The organism is Arthrobacter sulfonylureivorans (assembly GCF_047607445.1).
In the GTDB taxonomy this organism is placed as follows: Bacteria; Actinomycetota; Actinomycetes; order Actinomycetales; family Micrococcaceae; genus Crystallibacter; species Crystallibacter sulfonylureivorans_A.
In genome coordinates, this window is the sequence record NZ_JBLKRT010000036.1 from 1 (window position 1) to 16,177 (window position 16,177).

The 16,177-nt window shown below is 68.1% G+C and carries 15 protein-coding genes, 1 pseudogene and 3 riboswitches; of the genes and pseudogenes, 13 read left to right on the forward strand and 3 right to left on the reverse strand.

Translation table 11 applies throughout. From position 1 onward, the window contains the following. A pseudogene (locus ACMX2H_RS15690) lies at positions 1-1,203 on the reverse strand (helicase-associated domain-containing protein); the annotation flags it as partial. 74 nt (positions 1,204-1,277) lie between these two features. After that, on the reverse strand, positions 1,278-1,532 hold the full coding sequence (locus ACMX2H_RS15695; protein ID WP_414961743.1) for a hypothetical protein: 255 nt from the start codon (positions 1,530-1,532) through the stop codon (positions 1,278-1,280). A gap of 230 nt (positions 1,533-1,762) precedes the next feature. Between ACMX2H_RS15695 and ACMX2H_RS15700 the strand changes: the two genes are divergently transcribed. Genes ACMX2H_RS15700 through ACMX2H_RS15710 form a run of 3 tightly spaced genes read left to right on the forward strand, consistent with a single transcriptional unit; the run spans position 1,763 to position 4,130 of the window. Continuing rightward, positions 1,763-2,146 carry a cold-shock protein gene (locus ACMX2H_RS15700; RefSeq protein ID WP_136786865.1) on the forward strand — a complete coding sequence of 128 codons (384 nt, stop codon included), beginning with the start codon at positions 1,763-1,765 and terminating at the stop codon, positions 2,144-2,146. A 9-nt stretch (positions 2,147-2,155) separates the two neighbouring features. After that, positions 2,156-2,815 (forward strand): DUF3027 domain-containing protein, encoded by a 660-nt coding sequence (locus tag ACMX2H_RS15705; protein ID WP_414961746.1) that lies wholly within the window; start codon positions 2,156-2,158, stop codon positions 2,813-2,815. A gap of 49 nt (positions 2,816-2,864) precedes the next feature. After that, on the forward strand, positions 2,865-4,130 hold the full coding sequence (locus ACMX2H_RS15710; RefSeq protein ID WP_414961748.1) for an MFS transporter: 1,266 nt from the start codon (positions 2,865-2,867) through the stop codon (positions 4,128-4,130). Between the two features lie 120 nt (positions 4,131-4,250). Here ACMX2H_RS15710 and serC read toward each other — a convergent pair whose 3' ends face one another. Then, entirely contained in the window at positions 4,251-5,384 is a 1,134-nt protein-coding gene (serC, locus tag ACMX2H_RS15715) for a phosphoserine transaminase (RefSeq protein ID WP_414961750.1), read from the reverse strand. Positions 5,385-5,633: 249 nt separating this feature from the next. On the opposite strand from serC, the gene ACMX2H_RS15720 reads away from it, so the two are divergent. The 10 genes from ACMX2H_RS15720 to ACMX2H_RS15765 all read left to right on the forward strand — a co-directional run bounded on the left by ACMX2H_RS15720 (position 5,634) and on the right by ACMX2H_RS15765 (position 16,069). Continuing rightward, positions 5,634-6,329, forward strand: a complete 696-nt coding sequence (locus ACMX2H_RS15720; RefSeq protein WP_414961751.1) for a metal-dependent transcriptional regulator — start codon at positions 5,634-5,636, stop codon at positions 6,327-6,329. 98 nt (positions 6,330-6,427) lie between these two features. Continuing rightward, positions 6,428-6,642, forward strand: a riboswitch (cyclic di-AMP (ydaO/yuaA leader). A gap of 192 nt (positions 6,643-6,834) precedes the next feature. After that, positions 6,835-7,416 (forward strand): M23 family metallopeptidase, encoded by a 582-nt coding sequence (locus tag ACMX2H_RS15725; RefSeq protein ID WP_414961789.1) that lies wholly within the window; start codon positions 6,835-6,837, stop codon positions 7,414-7,416. A gap of 117 nt (positions 7,417-7,533) precedes the next feature. After that, positions 7,534-7,706, forward strand: a riboswitch (cyclic di-AMP (ydaO/yuaA leader). 3 nt (positions 7,707-7,709) lie between these two features. Further along, positions 7,710-8,432, forward strand: a complete 723-nt coding sequence (locus ACMX2H_RS15730; RefSeq protein WP_414961752.1) for an NlpC/P60 family protein — start codon at positions 7,710-7,712, stop codon at positions 8,430-8,432. Between the two features lie 266 nt (positions 8,433-8,698). Further along, a riboswitch (cyclic di-AMP (ydaO/yuaA leader) is annotated at positions 8,699-8,867 on the forward strand. Between the two features lie 4 nt (positions 8,868-8,871). Then, complete coding sequence (locus tag ACMX2H_RS15735; protein WP_414961754.1) at positions 8,872-9,645, forward strand: C40 family peptidase; 774 nt, start codon at positions 8,872-8,874, stop codon at positions 9,643-9,645. Between the two features lie 291 nt (positions 9,646-9,936). Further along, the gene (locus tag ACMX2H_RS15740) at positions 9,937-10,437 is read left to right on the forward strand and encodes an HNH endonuclease (protein WP_364651940.1); all 501 of its coding nucleotides are present in this window, start codon (positions 9,937-9,939) and stop codon (positions 10,435-10,437) included. Further along, positions 10,434-11,099 carry an NTP transferase domain-containing protein gene (locus ACMX2H_RS15745; RefSeq protein WP_414961756.1) on the forward strand — a complete coding sequence of 222 codons (666 nt, stop codon included), beginning with the start codon at positions 10,434-10,436 and terminating at the stop codon, positions 11,097-11,099. The genes ACMX2H_RS15740 and ACMX2H_RS15745 overlap by 4 nt, the downstream gene beginning before the upstream one ends. Before the next feature lie 50 nt (positions 11,100-11,149). Next, the gene (locus tag ACMX2H_RS15750) at positions 11,150-11,428 is read left to right on the forward strand and encodes a DUF6457 domain-containing protein (protein ID WP_414961757.1); all 279 of its coding nucleotides are present in this window, start codon (positions 11,150-11,152) and stop codon (positions 11,426-11,428) included. Then, complete coding sequence (locus ACMX2H_RS15755) at positions 11,425-12,594, forward strand: molybdopterin molybdotransferase MoeA (protein ID WP_414961759.1); 1,170 nt, start codon at positions 11,425-11,427, stop codon at positions 12,592-12,594. Before ACMX2H_RS15750 ends, ACMX2H_RS15755 begins: the two co-directional genes overlap by 4 nt. 229 nt (positions 12,595-12,823) lie before the next feature. Then, on the forward strand, positions 12,824-13,708 hold the full coding sequence (gene fdhD, locus ACMX2H_RS15760; RefSeq protein ID WP_414961761.1) for a formate dehydrogenase accessory sulfurtransferase FdhD: 885 nt from the start codon (positions 12,824-12,826) through the stop codon (positions 13,706-13,708). 51 nt (positions 13,709-13,759) lie between these two features. Then, on the forward strand, positions 13,760-16,069 hold the full coding sequence (locus ACMX2H_RS15765) for an FdhF/YdeP family oxidoreductase (RefSeq protein WP_414961763.1): 2,310 nt from the start codon (positions 13,760-13,762) through the stop codon (positions 16,067-16,069). Positions 16,070-16,177: the final 108 nt, after the last annotated feature.

A 16,177-nucleotide genomic window follows, 5' to 3' on the forward strand; every position in this document is an offset into this window, starting at 1 on the left:
GGCAGCGGCTGAGAGTTCCAGCAGCCAGCTGGTTTCGTCCGCTTCGATCCGCAGGGAGTCGGCCAGCCGACGGACTTCGCGGATGCCTACGCCACCGGCACGCAGGGTGGCAACCGGGCCGCGGCGGACCTGGTCCAACAGCTCGGCCACCAGCCGCAGCGTCTCGGCCACTGCAGAGAAAGCTGCATTGTCGCGCAGGGAATCCCGGATCTGCCGGGCAGTTGCCGCGGGCGGCATGGTGTGCCACGGGTCGGCCAGCGCGCCGCCGCGCACCGCCAGTCCGGCCGGGCAGGGAAGTTCCACATGCGTCGCGTCGATGGGCACCAGCAGCCCGTGCGCGGCCAGCCAATCGATGGGTGATGTGGCGTCGCGGGGACCGGTGCCCGCCAATGGGTGCGGCAGCGCGCCGAGCGGGGAACGGCGGAACTTTCCGAGCAGCTCGGCGGTGTGCTCCGGTGCCTGCGTCATCAGCGCCGGCCAGGTCCGCGGGTCGGACAGCCAGCGGTCGAGTTCGGCGGCCGCGCGGGCCGCGGGAGTGGCCACCGGCGTGGCGCGTTCGGTGGCCGCACGGGCCGCGGGAGAGGCCGCCAGAGTCGCGCGCTCGGCCGAGTCTGGCTCGGAGAGGTCGATAGTAAGGTCGTAACCGGCCTCGTGCAGCAGCCGCGCCGTGCGCACCAGGTGGTCCGCTGCCACCGGACTGGCCGCTGCCAAGGCGGCGTAGCTGCGGCCCAGGCCTGCCGGATACGGTCCGAGGGCTTCCGCCAGGCTGGCCACCGGAAGGTAGGCCGGGCGCAGCGGGAGGTCTCCGCCGTCGTTAGCGGGAAGAGCACCGCTGTCGGAAGAGCGCGGTGCCACGCGCAACAGCAAGGCAAGATTCTGCAGCCGGGCCAGACATGCGTCCAGGTCCAGTTGCCCGGCTGTGCCCGGCTGCGGCACCAGCAGGGGCTGCAGGGAACGGGCGTCGGCGGAGCGACCGGCATCCACATCAGTGCTGAGCACAACAGCTTCAAGCACCTCCAGCTCGGGGCGGGAGAGGTTTTCTAACACCCGCTGGAGGCTGATCCGCGTGCAGGCCCGGGCCGCCAGGGCGGAAAAGTCCGGCACCGGCGGCAGACAGAGGTCCGGCCGGGCAGCGAACAGTTGGCGCAGCTCGGCGTCGCTGCGGGCGGCCAACTGGCCGGCCAAGGCGCGGATGGAGGACACCGGATTAACGTTACCCCGCACTACTGCGGCCGACGCCGCCCGGCAAGCCCGCCGTCACCGCCCTCGTGGTGCCGCTAGCTGCTGCGGCGGCGCCGGATGCTGCCGGCCATCAGCAGCACCATCAGCACGAAGGCGATCGGGAAGCAGAACCAGGCTAGCCCCATGAAACCCGTCCACACCGGAGTTCCGGCCATGGCACCCGCCAGAATTACGCCCAAGCTGCCCAGCCCTGCCAGCAGTACTGCGATCGCTGCGAAAACCAGCACACGGTGCAGCGCACCCGACTCGGCGGGGCGCGGCGCATTCTGGGCAGGAACGGTTTCGGGCATGGCTCCAGATTAACTCCCCGCCGTACCTCGGCCCAATCCCGCCATCATGCCGGGAGCGGAAACGGCCGCGTCTCGGCCTCCGCTGTCTGTGGAACAAGCTAATCTAGAGACAGACTTTCCCCGCCGCGCCGCGGCCGCGCCTGCGGCCGGTGTACTGCCGGCGGGACACATGGTAAGAACGCAGCAGCGGGCGGTACCGCCGCAACATTAAGCAGAACGAGGTAAGCAAAGTGCCCATCGGCAAAGTCAAGTGGTTCGACACGGAAAAAGGCTTCGGGTTCCTGGCCAGCGAAGACGGCCAGGAAGTGTTCCTGCACGCATCTGCGCTGCCGGCCGGCGTCAAGGACGTGAAGGCCGGCACCCGGATGGAGTACGGCATTGCTGACGGCCGCCGCGGCCCATCCGCACTGTCTGCCCGCATCCTCGACGCCGCCCCCTCGGTGGTGCGCGCAACACGCAAGCCGGCCGAGGACATGGCCGTCATCACCGAAGACTTGATCAAGCTGCTGGACGGCATCTCCAACGGGCTGCGCAAGGGCCGCTATCCGGAACGCTCGCACGCGTCCAAGGTGGCAGCGGTACTCCGCCGCGTGGCCGACGACCTGGACGCGTAAGCGGACTTGATGACCGAAAACCTGACCGGCTCCAGCGCTGAACCAGCGCCCGTGGAGCAGCCCGACGCCGGCGGGACCACGACGGAGGCCGCGCCGCCCCGACGTCGTCCTGCGCGTCGCACCCCCAAACTGGACCTTGTCCTGGCCGCGGCGGTGGACCGTGCTCGAGAGGGTGTGCTGGACATCGCCCCATCCGAACAAATCGGTGCACATGTCGGCAGCGTTGCCGACGGCGACCGACTGGTCACCCACCGGTTCGAAGCGAAGCTGGCCGGCTACGCGGGCTGGCAGTGGTACGCCACCCTGGCCCGGGTGCCGCGCGGCAAGGACGCCACGGTCTGCGAAGTGGGCCTGCTGCCATCCGAGAAATCGCTGCTGGCTCCGGAGTGGGTGCCGTGGGCCGACCGGGTGCGGCCTGAGGAAGTGGCGGCCGCGGCCGAAGCCGAGGCGGCTGCGGCAGCCGAAGCACAGGACGACGCCGAGTCGGCGCCGGTAGCGGACACGGCGGAGGAAGTCCCCGAATCCGCGGGCCAGGTCGACGCAGCGAACGAGGAAACCTCTGCCACCGCGGGCGAGGATGCAGCGGTGGCAGAAGCGCCTGCCGCGGCAGGCGAGGACGAGGCAGCAGCAACCGATACGACCGAGGATTTCACCGAAGCCACGTCCTGACGTGGCCGATGGACGAGGCAGGTTTCGCAGCCGGAAGGGGCGGTAAAGCATGTTTCGTTCCTTGCGGCTGTTCAATTACCGGATCTGGTTCATCGGGGCGCTGATCTCCAACATCGGCACCTGGATGCAGCGGACGGCCCAGGACTGGTTGGTGTACGACATCCTCACCGAGCAGGACGCCGCCGCCATGGGCATTGTGATGGCGCTGCAGATGGGGCCACAGTTGCTGATGGCCCCGTGGGCAGGGCTGGTCGCCGACCGGTTCGACCGGCAAAAGCTGCTGATGGCCACGCAGATTTCAATGGCGGTGCTGGGCCTTGCCCTGGGCCTGATGGTGATCGCCGATGTTGCGCAACTGTGGCACGTGTACGCCTTCGCGCTGGCGCTGGGCATGGTGACGGCGGTGGACGCCCCGGCGCGGCAGACTTTCGTCTCCGACCTGGTCCGCGACGACTACCTGCCCAACGCGGTGGCGCTGAACAGCACCTCGTTCAATCTGGCCAGGATGATCGGTCCGGCGATTGCCGGTGTGCTGACCGTAGCCGTCGGACCGGGCCCGGTGTTCCTGATCAACGCCGCCACCTTCGCGGCAATGATCGCGGCGTTGCTGGCCATCCGCAGGCAGGAACTCCATCCGCGGCAGAAGGTTGCCAAAGGCCGCGGCCAAATCCGCGAGGGCTTCCGATACGTGAAGGACCGGCCGGACCTGGTGGTGGTGATGACCGCCATCTTCATCATTGGAACCTTCGGCCTGAACTTCTCCGTGTTCGTGGCGTCCATGGCGCGGACCGAATTCGGCGGCCATGCCGGTGACTTCGGCGTGCTCTCCTCGGTGATGGCAGCCGGCTCGGTTACCGGATCGCTGCTCAGTGCGCGCCGGGAGCGGCCGCGGCTGCGCTACATCTTCGGCGCCTCGGTGGCTTTCGGCGTTGCCTGCACGGCGGCGGGCCTGGCCCCGTCGGTCTGCCTCTTCGGACTGGCCCTGGTGCCGGTGGGGGCAGCGGCCATTACCATCATGACCAGCGCCAATGCGTATGTGCAGACCACCACCGACCCGATGATGCGCGGACGCGTGATGTCCTTGTACATGGCCATCCTGATGGGCGGAACTCCGCTCGGTGCACCCTTGGTCGGCTTGGTGTCCAACAGTTTCGGCCCGCGCTGGGGGCTGGGAGTGGCAGCGCTGTCCGGTGTGGCCGCCGCCGCCGTCGGAATTTTGTGGGCCTGGCGCGCACACCACATGCGGCTGCGCTTCGACCGTTCGGCCCCGCGGAAGCTGAGCATCACCTACGGCGTGCCGGACCGGCCGGCCTAGCGCCGCGGCGATCCGCACCGAACGGTCCGGACCAGCCGCGCCAAAACGGTTCGGACCAAACAATAAGGTCCGGCTCCCCGCGATCGGGAAGCCGGACCCCATCAAGGCACGGTGCGGCGGTTAGCCCTGCAGGCGGTCCACCACGTAGTCGATGCAGGAGAGCAGGGCGCTGACGTCGTCCGGTTCGACGGCGACGAAGGTGGCGATGCGCAACTGGTTGCGGCCGAGCTTGCGGTACGGCTCCACGTCCACCACGCCGTTGGCGCGCAGCACCTTGGCCACGGCCGCGGCGTCAACCGATTCGTCGAAGTCGACGGTTGCGATGACGTTCGAGCGGTGCTCCGGTTTGACGACATACGGCGTCGCGACCGCGGAGGCCTCAGCCCACTGGTACACGCGGCCGGCCGAGTCGGCGGTGCGGCCGGAGGCGAAGTCCAGCCCGCCGTTGCCGTTCAGCCATTCGATCTGCGCATTGAGCGTGACCAGGGTGGCCAGCGCGGGCGTGTTGTAGGTCTGGTTCTTCAGCGAATTATCGATCGCGGTTTCCAGGTTGAGGAAGTCCGGAATCCACCGGTCGGTGGCGCCGATCCGGGCCGCCCGTTCCAGCGCGGCGGGGGAGAAGACGCCAAGCCAGAGTCCGCCGTCGGACGCGAAATTCTTCTGCGGCGCGAAGTAGTAGACGTCGCTCTGGGTGACGTCGACCGCCAGACCGCCCGCGGCCGATGTTGCGTCGATGAGAACCAGGGCGCCGTCGTCGGCCCCATCCACACGCTGCACCGGAGCGGCGACGCCGGTGGACGTTTCATTCTGCGCCCAGGCGTACACGTCCACGCCGGTCTCGGCCCGCGGCTCCGGCCGGGAACCGGGCTCAGCGGTGATGATGCTGGATTCGGCCAGGAACGGTGCCTTGTTGGTGGCGGAGGCGAACTTGGAGCTGAACTCGCCGAAGGACAGGTGCTGGGCCTTCTGTTCAACCAGTCCGAACGAGGCGACGTCCCAGAATGCCGTCGAGCCGCCGACGCCGAGGATGATCTCGTAGCCCGCGGGCGCCTTGAAGAACTCCTGGAGTCCCTCGCGGACGCTGCCCACCAGATTCTTGACCGGAGCCTGGCGGTGCGACGTTCCCAGCAGGTTGCGGCCCGCGGCGACCAGCGCGTCGACCTGTTCCGGACGGACCTTGGACGGACCGGCGCCAAAACGCCCGTCCTTCGGGAGCAGGTCGGCGGGAATGCTGATGGACTGGGTATCGCTCATGAATACCTTTCCTGGCGTGATGGCAGTGATCTTGATGGCAGTTCACCGTTGAACGCCCGTCTCATTCTGCCCCAACGGCGGCGGGCGCCGTTAGTCGGAACCGGCAATGTTGCGCGGCGCCCCGGCGCGGCTACCAGCGGCAAGACTGCCGGTCGTGTAGGGAAAACAGGCTACGCTGGAGAGGGGCCCCACCCTCATGCCTGCTGCTGGAGCAGCCTTTTTCACCGCGCGCCGAGGAGCAAGAACCAATTGACTGATCTCATCGACACCACCGAGATGTACCTGCGCACCATCCTCGAACTCGAAGAAGAGAACATCGTCGCGCTGCGCGCCCGGATTGCCGAGCGGCTGCGCCATTCCGGCCCCACGGTCTCCCAGACGATCGGCCGGATGGAGCGGGACGGACTGGTGGTGGTCACCGGTGACAGGCACTTGGAACTGACCGAACTGGGCCGGCGGAGGGCAACCGAGGTCATGCGCAAGCACCGGCTGGCCGAGCGGTTGCTCTCCGACGTCATTGGCTTGGACTGGGCCTACGTCCACGACGAGGCCTGCCGCTGGGAACACGTGATGAGCGAACGGGTGGAGCAGCGTCTTTACGAACTGCTGGGCAAACCGACCGTTTCCCCGTACGGCAACCCAATCCCCGGGCTGGAGGCGCTCGGCGGGCAGCCCGCCGAAGAGTCCGCCCTAGGCCTGCTCAACCTGGCCCAGGCGATGGGCACGTATACGCCTGATAAGCAGGTCAGCATCATCCGGTTGGCAGAGCCGATCCAGGTGGAGCCGGAACTGTTGACCCAGTTGGAAGAGGGCGGCCTGAAGCCCGGGGCAACACTGCAACTGGCCACTGCAGGCGAATACATCTCGGTGCGCGTGCCGGGCATCGAAGGCGCCCTGGAATTGCCGCCGGAAGTCGCCGCCCACATCTTTGTGTCGATGGAATGAAACGTTGCGCCGCGGAATCTCGCGGCTTGGATAACGGATTTATTACTTCCGCGTATCTTTCCGTATAGTTGTGCCGGGCACCGAGATATCGGTCCCGCACCCTCCGCAAGCCGAACCCTGTCGGCGGGGGAGTGGATCCGTGAGACAGGGGCGGAGGACCCACCAAGCGGCAGTTTTTGTTGGCTGCCTTGGGGTGAAGCCGCAGCGGGCAAAGCCTCGGTGAATCGTTCCACTGGGCTCTGTGCGCTGCGGCCGAGTTTTCTCTTGACTCGAATCCGACAGCTAACTTCGCAGGCGCTTTGGGAGAGGTATATAGATTTTGGCAGGACACAAAGCCTCGGGTCGGCGCCGTTCAACCGCCCCGGTCGAATACACACGCCCGCGCGCTGCGACAGCCGGCCGGCGACGTGCCCAGCCGGCACCGTCTCCAGTAGCAGCGGCCGCCCGCGACGTCGGCCATAAGACCGCGATTCTCGCGGCCGCCTCCGGCATGGTGCTAACCGTGATGCTTCCGACGACGGCCGGCGCCACCGCCGACGGCCCGCGGGAAGCAGTAGCAGCCAGCAGCATCTCCGCGGCCACCGAAGCGCGCCTGACGTTTGAACGCGCGGGCCTGACCAGCAAGTTCGACCCGGACACCAAGCTGAAGCAGGTCATGGTCGCCTCCGGCGGAAAGACCAAGGCGATCGGCAGCGAGGGAACGCTCTCGCAGCCGATGGACGAGCTGATCAAGACCTCGCCGTTCGGCTACCGGGTCAGCCCCATCACCGGATACGCCGGTGAACTGCACACCGGCCAGGACTACGGAGCCCCTTGCGGCACGCCCGTGGCAGCAGCGGCAGGCGGCACCGTCGTCGAGGCCGGCTTCCAGGTTGGCGGCGGCGGCAACCGGATTGTGGTGGACCACGGCAACGGCCTGGAGACCACCTACAACCACCTGAGCACTATCGATACGACGGTCGGCGCCACCGTGGCCCGGGGCGAAGTGCTGGGCGAAAGCGGCACCACCGGAGCGTCAACCGGCTGCCATTTGCACTTCGAAGTCATGGTCAACGGCAAGCTGGTGGACCCCACCGGCTGGCTCTGACTGACACGCCGTAACCGGAATGTGACTCAGACTCCAAACTGTTATAAGGTTTCACCTGTGCCTGGCAATTATTGCCAGGCACCTTCGGGCGGAATGCCGAACTCTGCCGTCGCCCGAAGTTCGTTCGCACCGAATCGCATGGCAGAGGCGGGGGAACCACTTCCCGGACGTTTCAGGACGTCCTTGGGGTAAAGCCGATCAGGCCCGGGCCACCAGCTCGGAAGCCGGCCGGCCGGATGACTCCCATCCGAACCCGACAGCTCACCTCGCAGGCATTTGGGAGAGGTACAACCGTGTCCAAGAGCATTACTGCGGGCCGCCACCGTGCGACCCCTGTCCGCACCAGCCCGCTTGAGACGATTTCCAAGGCTGTTTCCGCAAACGCCGGAACTGTTGGACGCCAAGGTGCCGTTATCGCCGCCGCTACCGGCCTGGTTCTGACCGGTGCCATTCCGGCGCAGGCCGTCAGTGCCGAACGCAGTGTCGACGCACCGGCCCGCGTGCAGGTGGAAGCCGTGCAGGCTTCGGCAGCCGTGAAACTGACCTTTGAGCGGGCCGGAATCACTTCCACTCCGGCACCGGAGACCGTGGTCCAGGCCGTATCGAACGAGATCAACCCGACGACCGGCGACGACGCCGCATCGGACCAGGGCAAGTCGGCCAAGAAGGGCGGCGAAGCTGCCGCCAGCGGTGCAGCCGGCGCCATTGTGGCTGCCGCCTACGCCCAGATCGGCGTGGGACAGGACTGCACCGCGCTGGTCGAGAACGCGCTGCGCGCGGCGGGCTACTCCGTCGGCGACCTTGCCCCGGCACAGTTCTTCGCTTACGGCACGCAGGTTTCCACGCCGCAGCCGGGCGACATCATCTACTACGCCAACGGCGGCGCCGGTGTGGCCCACGTGGCCATCTACGTGGGCAACGGCCAGGCCGTCCACGGCGGCTGGGCCGGCTACAGCACCGTCCTGGGCAGCGCTTACATCGGCTCCGGTCCGGTGTTCATCCGTCCGGCGGGCTAAGGGTTCCGACGCCTTCCCTGCGCTTCGTATCGCGGCGCGCCTTCCGGGGCGCGCCGTCGGTCATTAAGGCCACAGAGCATCACGGTGAAACCCGGCGTGCTGTCACGTTTCGGTGCGCGCGGGACACCCTCCGTAACCTAAAGATCACCGTTCCGTGATCAGAACGTGACAATAGGCGCCGGATCGTATACGCTGTTTCTCGTGCCAGCTGCCAGACGGCTGGTGCCTCCGGGTGGATTGCCGAGCTCTGCCACCGTCCGGAGTTCGTTCGCAAAAGACTTCGCGGGCAGAGGCGGGGGAACCAAATTCGGGTTCCGTACAGGAACCCTTGGGGTTAAGTCGTTACAGCTCTCAGGCTCTGCCGGGGAGAAGTGCGGCCGGGTGCACTCCCATCCGAATCCGACAGCTCACCTCGCAGGCATTGGGAGAGGCCTTTAACGTGTTCAATAACACCGCTACGGGGCGCCACCGCGCCGTTTCCGTCCGCACTAACCCGCTGGAGACGATTTCCAAAGCCGTCTCATCCAATGCCGGATCCATGGGTCGTTCTGCAGCCGTCATTGCTGCCGCCTCCGGATTGGCCCTGACCGCCGGACTGCCCGCACAGTCGGCCACCATCGAACGCACCGCATCCACCGTGTCTGTCCCCAGCCGCGTGCAGGTGGACACGGTCCAGGCGTCGAGCGCCGTCGAACTGACCTTCTCGCGACCCGACATCAAGTCGACTCCGGCCCCTGAGCCCGAGCCCGTGGTCGAAACCGTGGCCCAGGAAGTGGCTCCGGTCGTTGAAGAAGCCGCCGAGGCAGCACAGGACACCGTCCAGAAGGTCGCCCCGGCAGCCGCAGCCAAGCCCGCAGCGGCCCCGGCGAAGACCACTGCCTCCGCCAGCGGCGTGGCCTCCACCCTGGTCTCCTCCGCCTACGGGCAGATCGGCATTTCGCAGGACTGCACCGCCATGGTGGAGAAGGCCCTGCGCGCCGCCGGCAAGTCGGTGGGCGACCTCGCCCCGGCACAGTTCCTCAGCTACGGCACCCAGGTGTCCACCCCGCAGCCGGGCGACCTGCTGTACTACTCCGACGGCGGCGCCGGCGTTGCGCACATCGCCATCTACGTGGGCAACGGCCAGGCCATCCACGGCGGCTGGACCGGCTACACCACCGCACTGGCCAGTGCCGATGTCGGATCCGGCTACATAGCCATCCGCGTCAACTAGGCTTCAGCCTTCCCGGTCTACTAGACCGTCCGCCGGCCCCGGTACACGCCCCGCGTGCACCGGGGCCGGCGGCGTTATGGCCGAACGGCAATAGCGCCCGCCAGATCCGCTGGCCGGCCGGCGAACAGCCGGTGAACATCGTGCTGCGCAGGCCAAAACCGCCCAGCAGCAGCGAAAAAAGTTAGCGCAGAACGTATCTGCCGTCATACTCTTTGACTGTTAGTGCAGAAAATCCAGTCCCTGACCGGAAGCGAAGCGCCGGTCGGGGTGGCCACACCTAGAGGAATGTGCATGCGCACACTCGTTCTGAATGCTGGATACGAACCCCTGGCGGTCGTCACCTTCCGCCGGGCGCTGCTGCTTGTGCTCACCGGGAAGGCCAGCGTGATCGCCGAGGACGGCGATCCCGTCGTCGGGCCGAACGACATCCTGGGCCGGCCCTCGGTGATCCTGCTCAACCGGTACATTAAGATTCCCTACAATCAGGACACCGCCGTAACCCGCCGCGGCGTGCTGCGCCGCGACAACCACCTGTGCGCATATTGCGGCAAGACGGCTACGACGGTGGACCATGTTAGGCCGCGCTCGCGCGGAGGCGAAGACAGTTGGGAGAATCTGGTGGCCTGCTGCCTGCGCTGCAACAATGCCAAGGGCGACCGCACCCTGGCGCACATGGGTTGGAGCCTGCGGTTCACGCCCCGTCCGCCCAGCGGTGCGCGCTGGCGCATCCGCGACCTGGACCGGCCGGCACCCGCCTGGAGCCAGTTCCTCGACACACATACCGCCGCGTGACTGCTGCTGATTTCGACGCCGTCGTGCTGGCCGGCGGCCGCTCCTCGCGGTTGGGTGGAAGCCCCAAGGCCCTGCTGCAACTCAAAGGGGCCACACTGTTGCGCCACACGCTGGAGGCCGTCCGCGGCGCCCGGCGGATCGCCGTCGTCGGTCCGGATGACCTGGTGGAGGAAATGGACGCCTTCCGCCGGTCGGTGGCACCCGGACCGCCCCGGCTCCTGCTGACCCGGGAGGACCCGCCGTTCTCCGGTCCGGCAGCGGGCATCGCGGCCGGGATGAACGCGCTGGCTGCCGATGACGACGGCGGAGCGCCGGACCCCGCGCCGCTCACCTTGCTCTTTGCCTGCGATATGCCGCTGCTCGCCGGACTGCCGGAATTGTTGCTGGAGGGTGCCGCCCGTGCGCCGGAGGCGCAGCTCTGGATCCCGGTCGACGCCGACGGAAGGCGGCAGCAGTTGGCGTGCTGTGCGGGCCGCGCGGCCTTGGCTGCGGCGGTGCAACAGTCCGGGGGAGCAGCCGGATTGGCCGGCCAACCGGTCCGGAAGCTGCTCGCCGGGCTGTCGACGGTCGAGCTCCGGTTGGAGCGGGCCGGGAGCCACACCTCGGACGTGGACACCTGGCAGGATGCGGGCCGCTTTGGCATTGCCCGGCCCGCGCCGTAGCCTGAAACAAACGTTGTACTAGCCCGCGCTCGGGCGGATCGGAGGCCATTGTGTCCGGAGCGGCCGAACAGCTCTCCCCGTTTGTCAGCGAACTGCTCCAGGCGCTGGAGATCGAGGACGTGCCGGTGGACATCGACGCCGTGCTGGGGCTGGCCGGAGTGGCCGCCCACAGCGTGGTCCGTCCCGCGGCACCGCTGACCACGTTCGTGGTGGGCTACGCCGCCGGCTACGCGGCCGCCACCGGCCAGGCGACGCCGGAAGTGGCCATCCGCGCAGCCTCCCGGGTAGCCGACGAAGTTGCGCGCCGCCACGGCGCTGTGCAGGAGTGAGCGGCTCCGGCCTCCGCTGGGAAGACGCCCGGGCCACCGCCTTCGCCGCGGGCCAAGCGGCTGCGCTCCGGCCGGCCGCCGACGTTGAGCTCGCAGCCTGCGCTGGCCGAACCCTGGCCGCCGACCTGCCCGCGCTGCTGCCGGTTCCGCACTATGCCTCCTCCGCGATGGACGGCTGGGCCATTGCCGGCACCGGACCGTGGCAGCTGGTTCCGGCCGGCAGCCCGCTGCAACCCGGGCAGGCCGCCCCGGTGGTCACCGGCGGCCTGATCCCTGACGGCACCGACAGCGTGCTGCGCAGCGAATGCGGAACCGCGGGACCCCAGCGGCTGGACCTGTGTCCGGGAACGGCAGAGCGGGAAATCGCCGCCGGACGCCACATCCGCCCGGCCGGCGAAGAGACCGCCGCCGGTGCCGTCGTGGTGGCCGCCGGCACGGTGCTGACCCCCGCGCATCTGGCCGTCGCCGCGGTCTGCGGCCACGACGCGCTTCCGGTGGCCACGGTGCCGCGGGTGGCGTTGCTGCTCACCGGGGACGAAGTCGTCACCTCCGGGATCCCCGCGCCGGGCCGGGTCCGCGATACGTTCGGGCCCACCTTGCCGGCCATCATCGGCCGGTTCGGAGGCCAGGTCGACGGCAGCCGGCGACTGCCCGACGACTTCGATGCCACCGCGGAGGCCATCGCCGGCTGTGGCGGCGACCTGGTCATCACCACCGGCGGGACCGGCACCTCTGCCGCTGACCATCTGCGCCGGGTGCTGGATGCTGCCGGTGCAACGATCCTGGTCCCTTCCATCCGGATGCGCCCGGGACACCCGGCGCTGCTGGCCAGGCTGTCCGACGGGCGCCCGCTGGTCGGCCTGCCCGGGAACCCGCTGGCGGCCATGATGGCGCTGCTGACCCTGGCCGACCCGCTGCTGGCGGGCATGACGGGCCGCCGGCTGGCGGCGCTGCGGACCGTGCGCGCCGGAACTGCCCTGCCGCCGCTGCATAACCAGGACCGGTTGGTGCCCTACGGAACGGCTCCCGACGGCGGCGCCGTTCCCGCGGACCACATCGGCTCGGCCATGATGCGCGGACTGGCCGCTGCCGACGGCGTGATGGTGGTTCCGGCCGCCGGCGCCGACCCCGGCCAGCAGTTGCCGGCCCTTGACCTGCCCTGGTGATCCGGTGTGGCCTGCAGCCTTGGAGTGCACGGTCCGCCCCTTGGCTGTCCATCCCGAGTCCGTCCCGGGCGAACCGGGTCTAGTCCGGCGCCGATCCCGGCCCGCAGTTGCCGGTCCTTGACCTGCCCAGATGATCCGCTGCCGGTCATCGATTCCGGGGCCTCCCGTCTCCGGGCGGCCCCGGCGCGTGCGTGGACTACGCTTGTAACCGGCAGTAGAGGAGAAGTGCATGGGCCGCTTGACGCAGCGCCGGAAGGTGCTCAAACTCAGTCTGGATGCGCCGCCGCGCCGCCGCGAGGACGTGCTGGCGGTGGAAGAGCCGCTGGAGATCCGGCTGGCCGGGCGAGCGTTCTCCATCACCATGCGCACGCCGGGCGACGACTTCGACCTGGTCGCCGGCTTTCTGGTCTCCGAGGGCATCATCTGGTCGCCCGACCAACTGCTCTCCATGCGCTTCTGCGCTGGCGAGGACGAGGACGGCCGGCAGACCTTCAACGTGGTGGAGGCCCAGCTGGCGCCCGGCGTGGCGCTGCCGGATCCGCGGCTGGACCGGCAAGTGGTCACCAGCAGCGCGTGCGGCATCTGCGGCACCGCATCGATTGACGCGGTGACCAAGCGCTCCCGCTTCGGGCTGCCTGATCACGACGGCGGCGCAGCCCAGGGCGCGGGCGTCACCGACGGCGCCGGCGAAGTGGCGTTGGACCTGCTACTGCAGTTGCCGGACCGGCTGCGCGAGCAGCAGCAGGTGTTCGAACGCACCGGCGGCGTCCACGCGGCCGGACTGTTCAGCTTCGAAGGCGAATTGCTCTGCCTGCGCGAAGACGTGGGGCGCCACAACGCGGTGGACAAGGTGGTGGGCTGGGCCCTGCGCGAGGGGCGGCTGCCGTTGCGGGAGACGGTGCTGCAGGTCTCCGGGAGGGCCTCCTTCGAGCTCGTCCAGAAGGCCTATCTGGCGGGAATCCCCGCCCTGTCGGCTGTCAGCGCGCCGTCCTCGCTCGCCGTCGAACTGGCGGAGAAAGTTGGACTGACGCTGGCCGGTTTCAGCCGCGGCCGCAGCATCAACGTGTACGCCCACCCCGCACGGATTGGCACCGCCGTCGGCCATTTGGTGTGAGACCGGCGGCGGCTGTCGAGGATTCGCCGTGAGCCGGGATACATTAGGGGCATGACTCGCCCGGCACCTGTGAATGACATTGACGAAAGCACCCTGAAGGTCAAGGAACCGAAGAAGGCTGCCGCCGGTATTCCGGCAGTTAAGATTGCGCTGGAGCGCGGCATCGAACAGGCCGGCGTCGCGCGCACGGCCCGTTCGCTGCTGCGGATCAACCAGCGCGGCGGCTTCGATTGCCCGGGCTGTGCCTGGCCGGAATCCATCACCGGACCGCGCAAACCGGCCGAGTTCTGCGAAAACGGTGCCAAGGCTGTGGCCGAGGAAAACACCAAGCGCACCGTGACGCCGGAGTTCTGGGCGCGGCATTCCATTGCAGAGCTGGCCACCAAAACCGAGTACTGGCTGGGCCAGCAGGGCCGGATCACCGAGCCGGTAATCATCCGCGAGGGTGAGACGCACTATTCGCCGATCTCCTGGTCGGACGCGTTCAACCTGATCGGGGAGCGGTTCCGTGCCACCACACCGGACCGTTGCGTCTTCTACACCTCGGGCCGCACCGCGAACGAAACCGCGTTCATGTACCAACTGTTCGCACGCTCGCTGGGCACCAACAACCTGCCGGACTGCTCCAACATGTGCCACGAATCCTCCGGCAGTGCGCTGAACCCCACCATCGGCATCGGCAAGGGCACCGTGTCGCTGGAGGACATCCACCACTCAGAACTGATCTTCGTGGTGGGCCAGAACCCGGGTACGAACCATCCGCGCATGCTCTCCGCGCTGAAGGAATGCAAGGACAACGGCGGTACCATTGTGGCCGTCAATCCGCTGCCGGAAACCGGCCTGATGGCGTTCAAGGATCCGCAGTCGGTGGACGGACTGGTTCGCGGCGGCACCAAGCTCGCCGACGAGTTCCTGCAGATCAAGGTGGGCGGGGACCTGGCCCTGTTCCAGGCCCTGGGACACCTGCTGCTGGAAGAGGAAGACCGTGCTCCCGGCACCGTGGTGGACAAGGAATTCATCGAGGCGAACACCGACGGGTTCGAGGACTACGTCGCCGCCCGCCGCCACATTGACTGGATCGAGACCGAGAAGGCCACCGGCCTTTCCCGGCTGGACATCGCGAAGGTGGCCGGACTGCTGGCCAAGTCCAAGGCCACCATCATCTGCTGGGCGCTGGGCCTGACCCAGCAACCGCACTCGGTGGACACCCTGCGCGAAATCGTGAACCTGCTGCTGCTGCAGGGCAACTTCGGCAAACCCGGCGCCGGTGCCTGCCCGGTCCGCGGCCACTCCAACGTGCAGGGCGACCGCACCATGGGCATCTGGGAAAAGCCCAAGGAATGGCTGCTGGCCGCACTGGACAAGGAATTCGGCATCACGTCGCCGCGCGAGCACGGCGTGGATTCCACCGAGGCGATCGACGCCTTCGCGGAGGGCAAAGTCGACGTCTTCGTGTCGATGGGCGGCAACTTCGCCTTGGCGAACTCGGAGACCGAGGCGCTGGAGGCCGGGATGCAGAAGGCCGGGCTGACCGTGCATGTATCCACCAAGCCCAACCGGTCCCACGTGGTGCACGGCAAGACCTCGCTGATCCTGCCCACGCTGGGCCGCACGGACCGGGACGACAAACACCCCAACGGCGCGCAGTTCCTCTCCGTGGAAGACTCCATGTCCGTCATCCGCTCCACTCAGGGCCGGCTGGAACCGGTCAGCGAGCACCTGCTGGCCGAGCCGGTCATCATTGCCCGGATGGCCCAGGCCACCTTCGGCGACGACCATCCGGTGAACTGGCGGGCCATGGCCGAGGACTACGACGTGGTCCGCGACCACATCTCCCGCGTGCTGCCCGGCTTCGAGGACTTCAACACTCGGATCCGGAACAAGAGCGGCTTCGTGCTGCCGAACCCGCCGCGCGATACCCGGTCGTTCGCCACGGACATCGGCAAGGGCCGGTTTACGGTCAGCCCGCTGGAGTACCTGGAGGCGCCCGAGGGCCATCTGATCCTGCAGACCCTGCGCAGCCACGACCAGTACAACACCACGTTCTACGGGCTGGACGACCGCTACCGGGGCATCTCCAATGGCCGCCGGGTGGTCCTGGTAAATCCGGACGATTTGGCTGAACTGGGTTTCGCCGACCGCGACTTGGTGGATGTGATCAGCACGTTCAAGGGGACCGAGCGCCGCGCGGATGAGTTCCGACTGGTGGCCTACCCGACGGCGCGGGGCTGTGCAGCCGCCTACTTCCCGGAAGCCAACGCGTTGGTCCACCGGGATCTGGTGGCCCGCGAGTCGAACACCCCCGGCTTCAAGGCGATGACGGTGCGCTTTATCCCGCACGAGGAGAAGCAGCTCAGCTGACCTGCCGGCATGGCCGGTGAGTGGTTCCGCCGTGGTGGCGTGGCCGGTGAGTGGTTCCGTCGCTGGTGGCCATGTAGATGGGAACGCTGAGGCTGCCTGGGGGGTCAG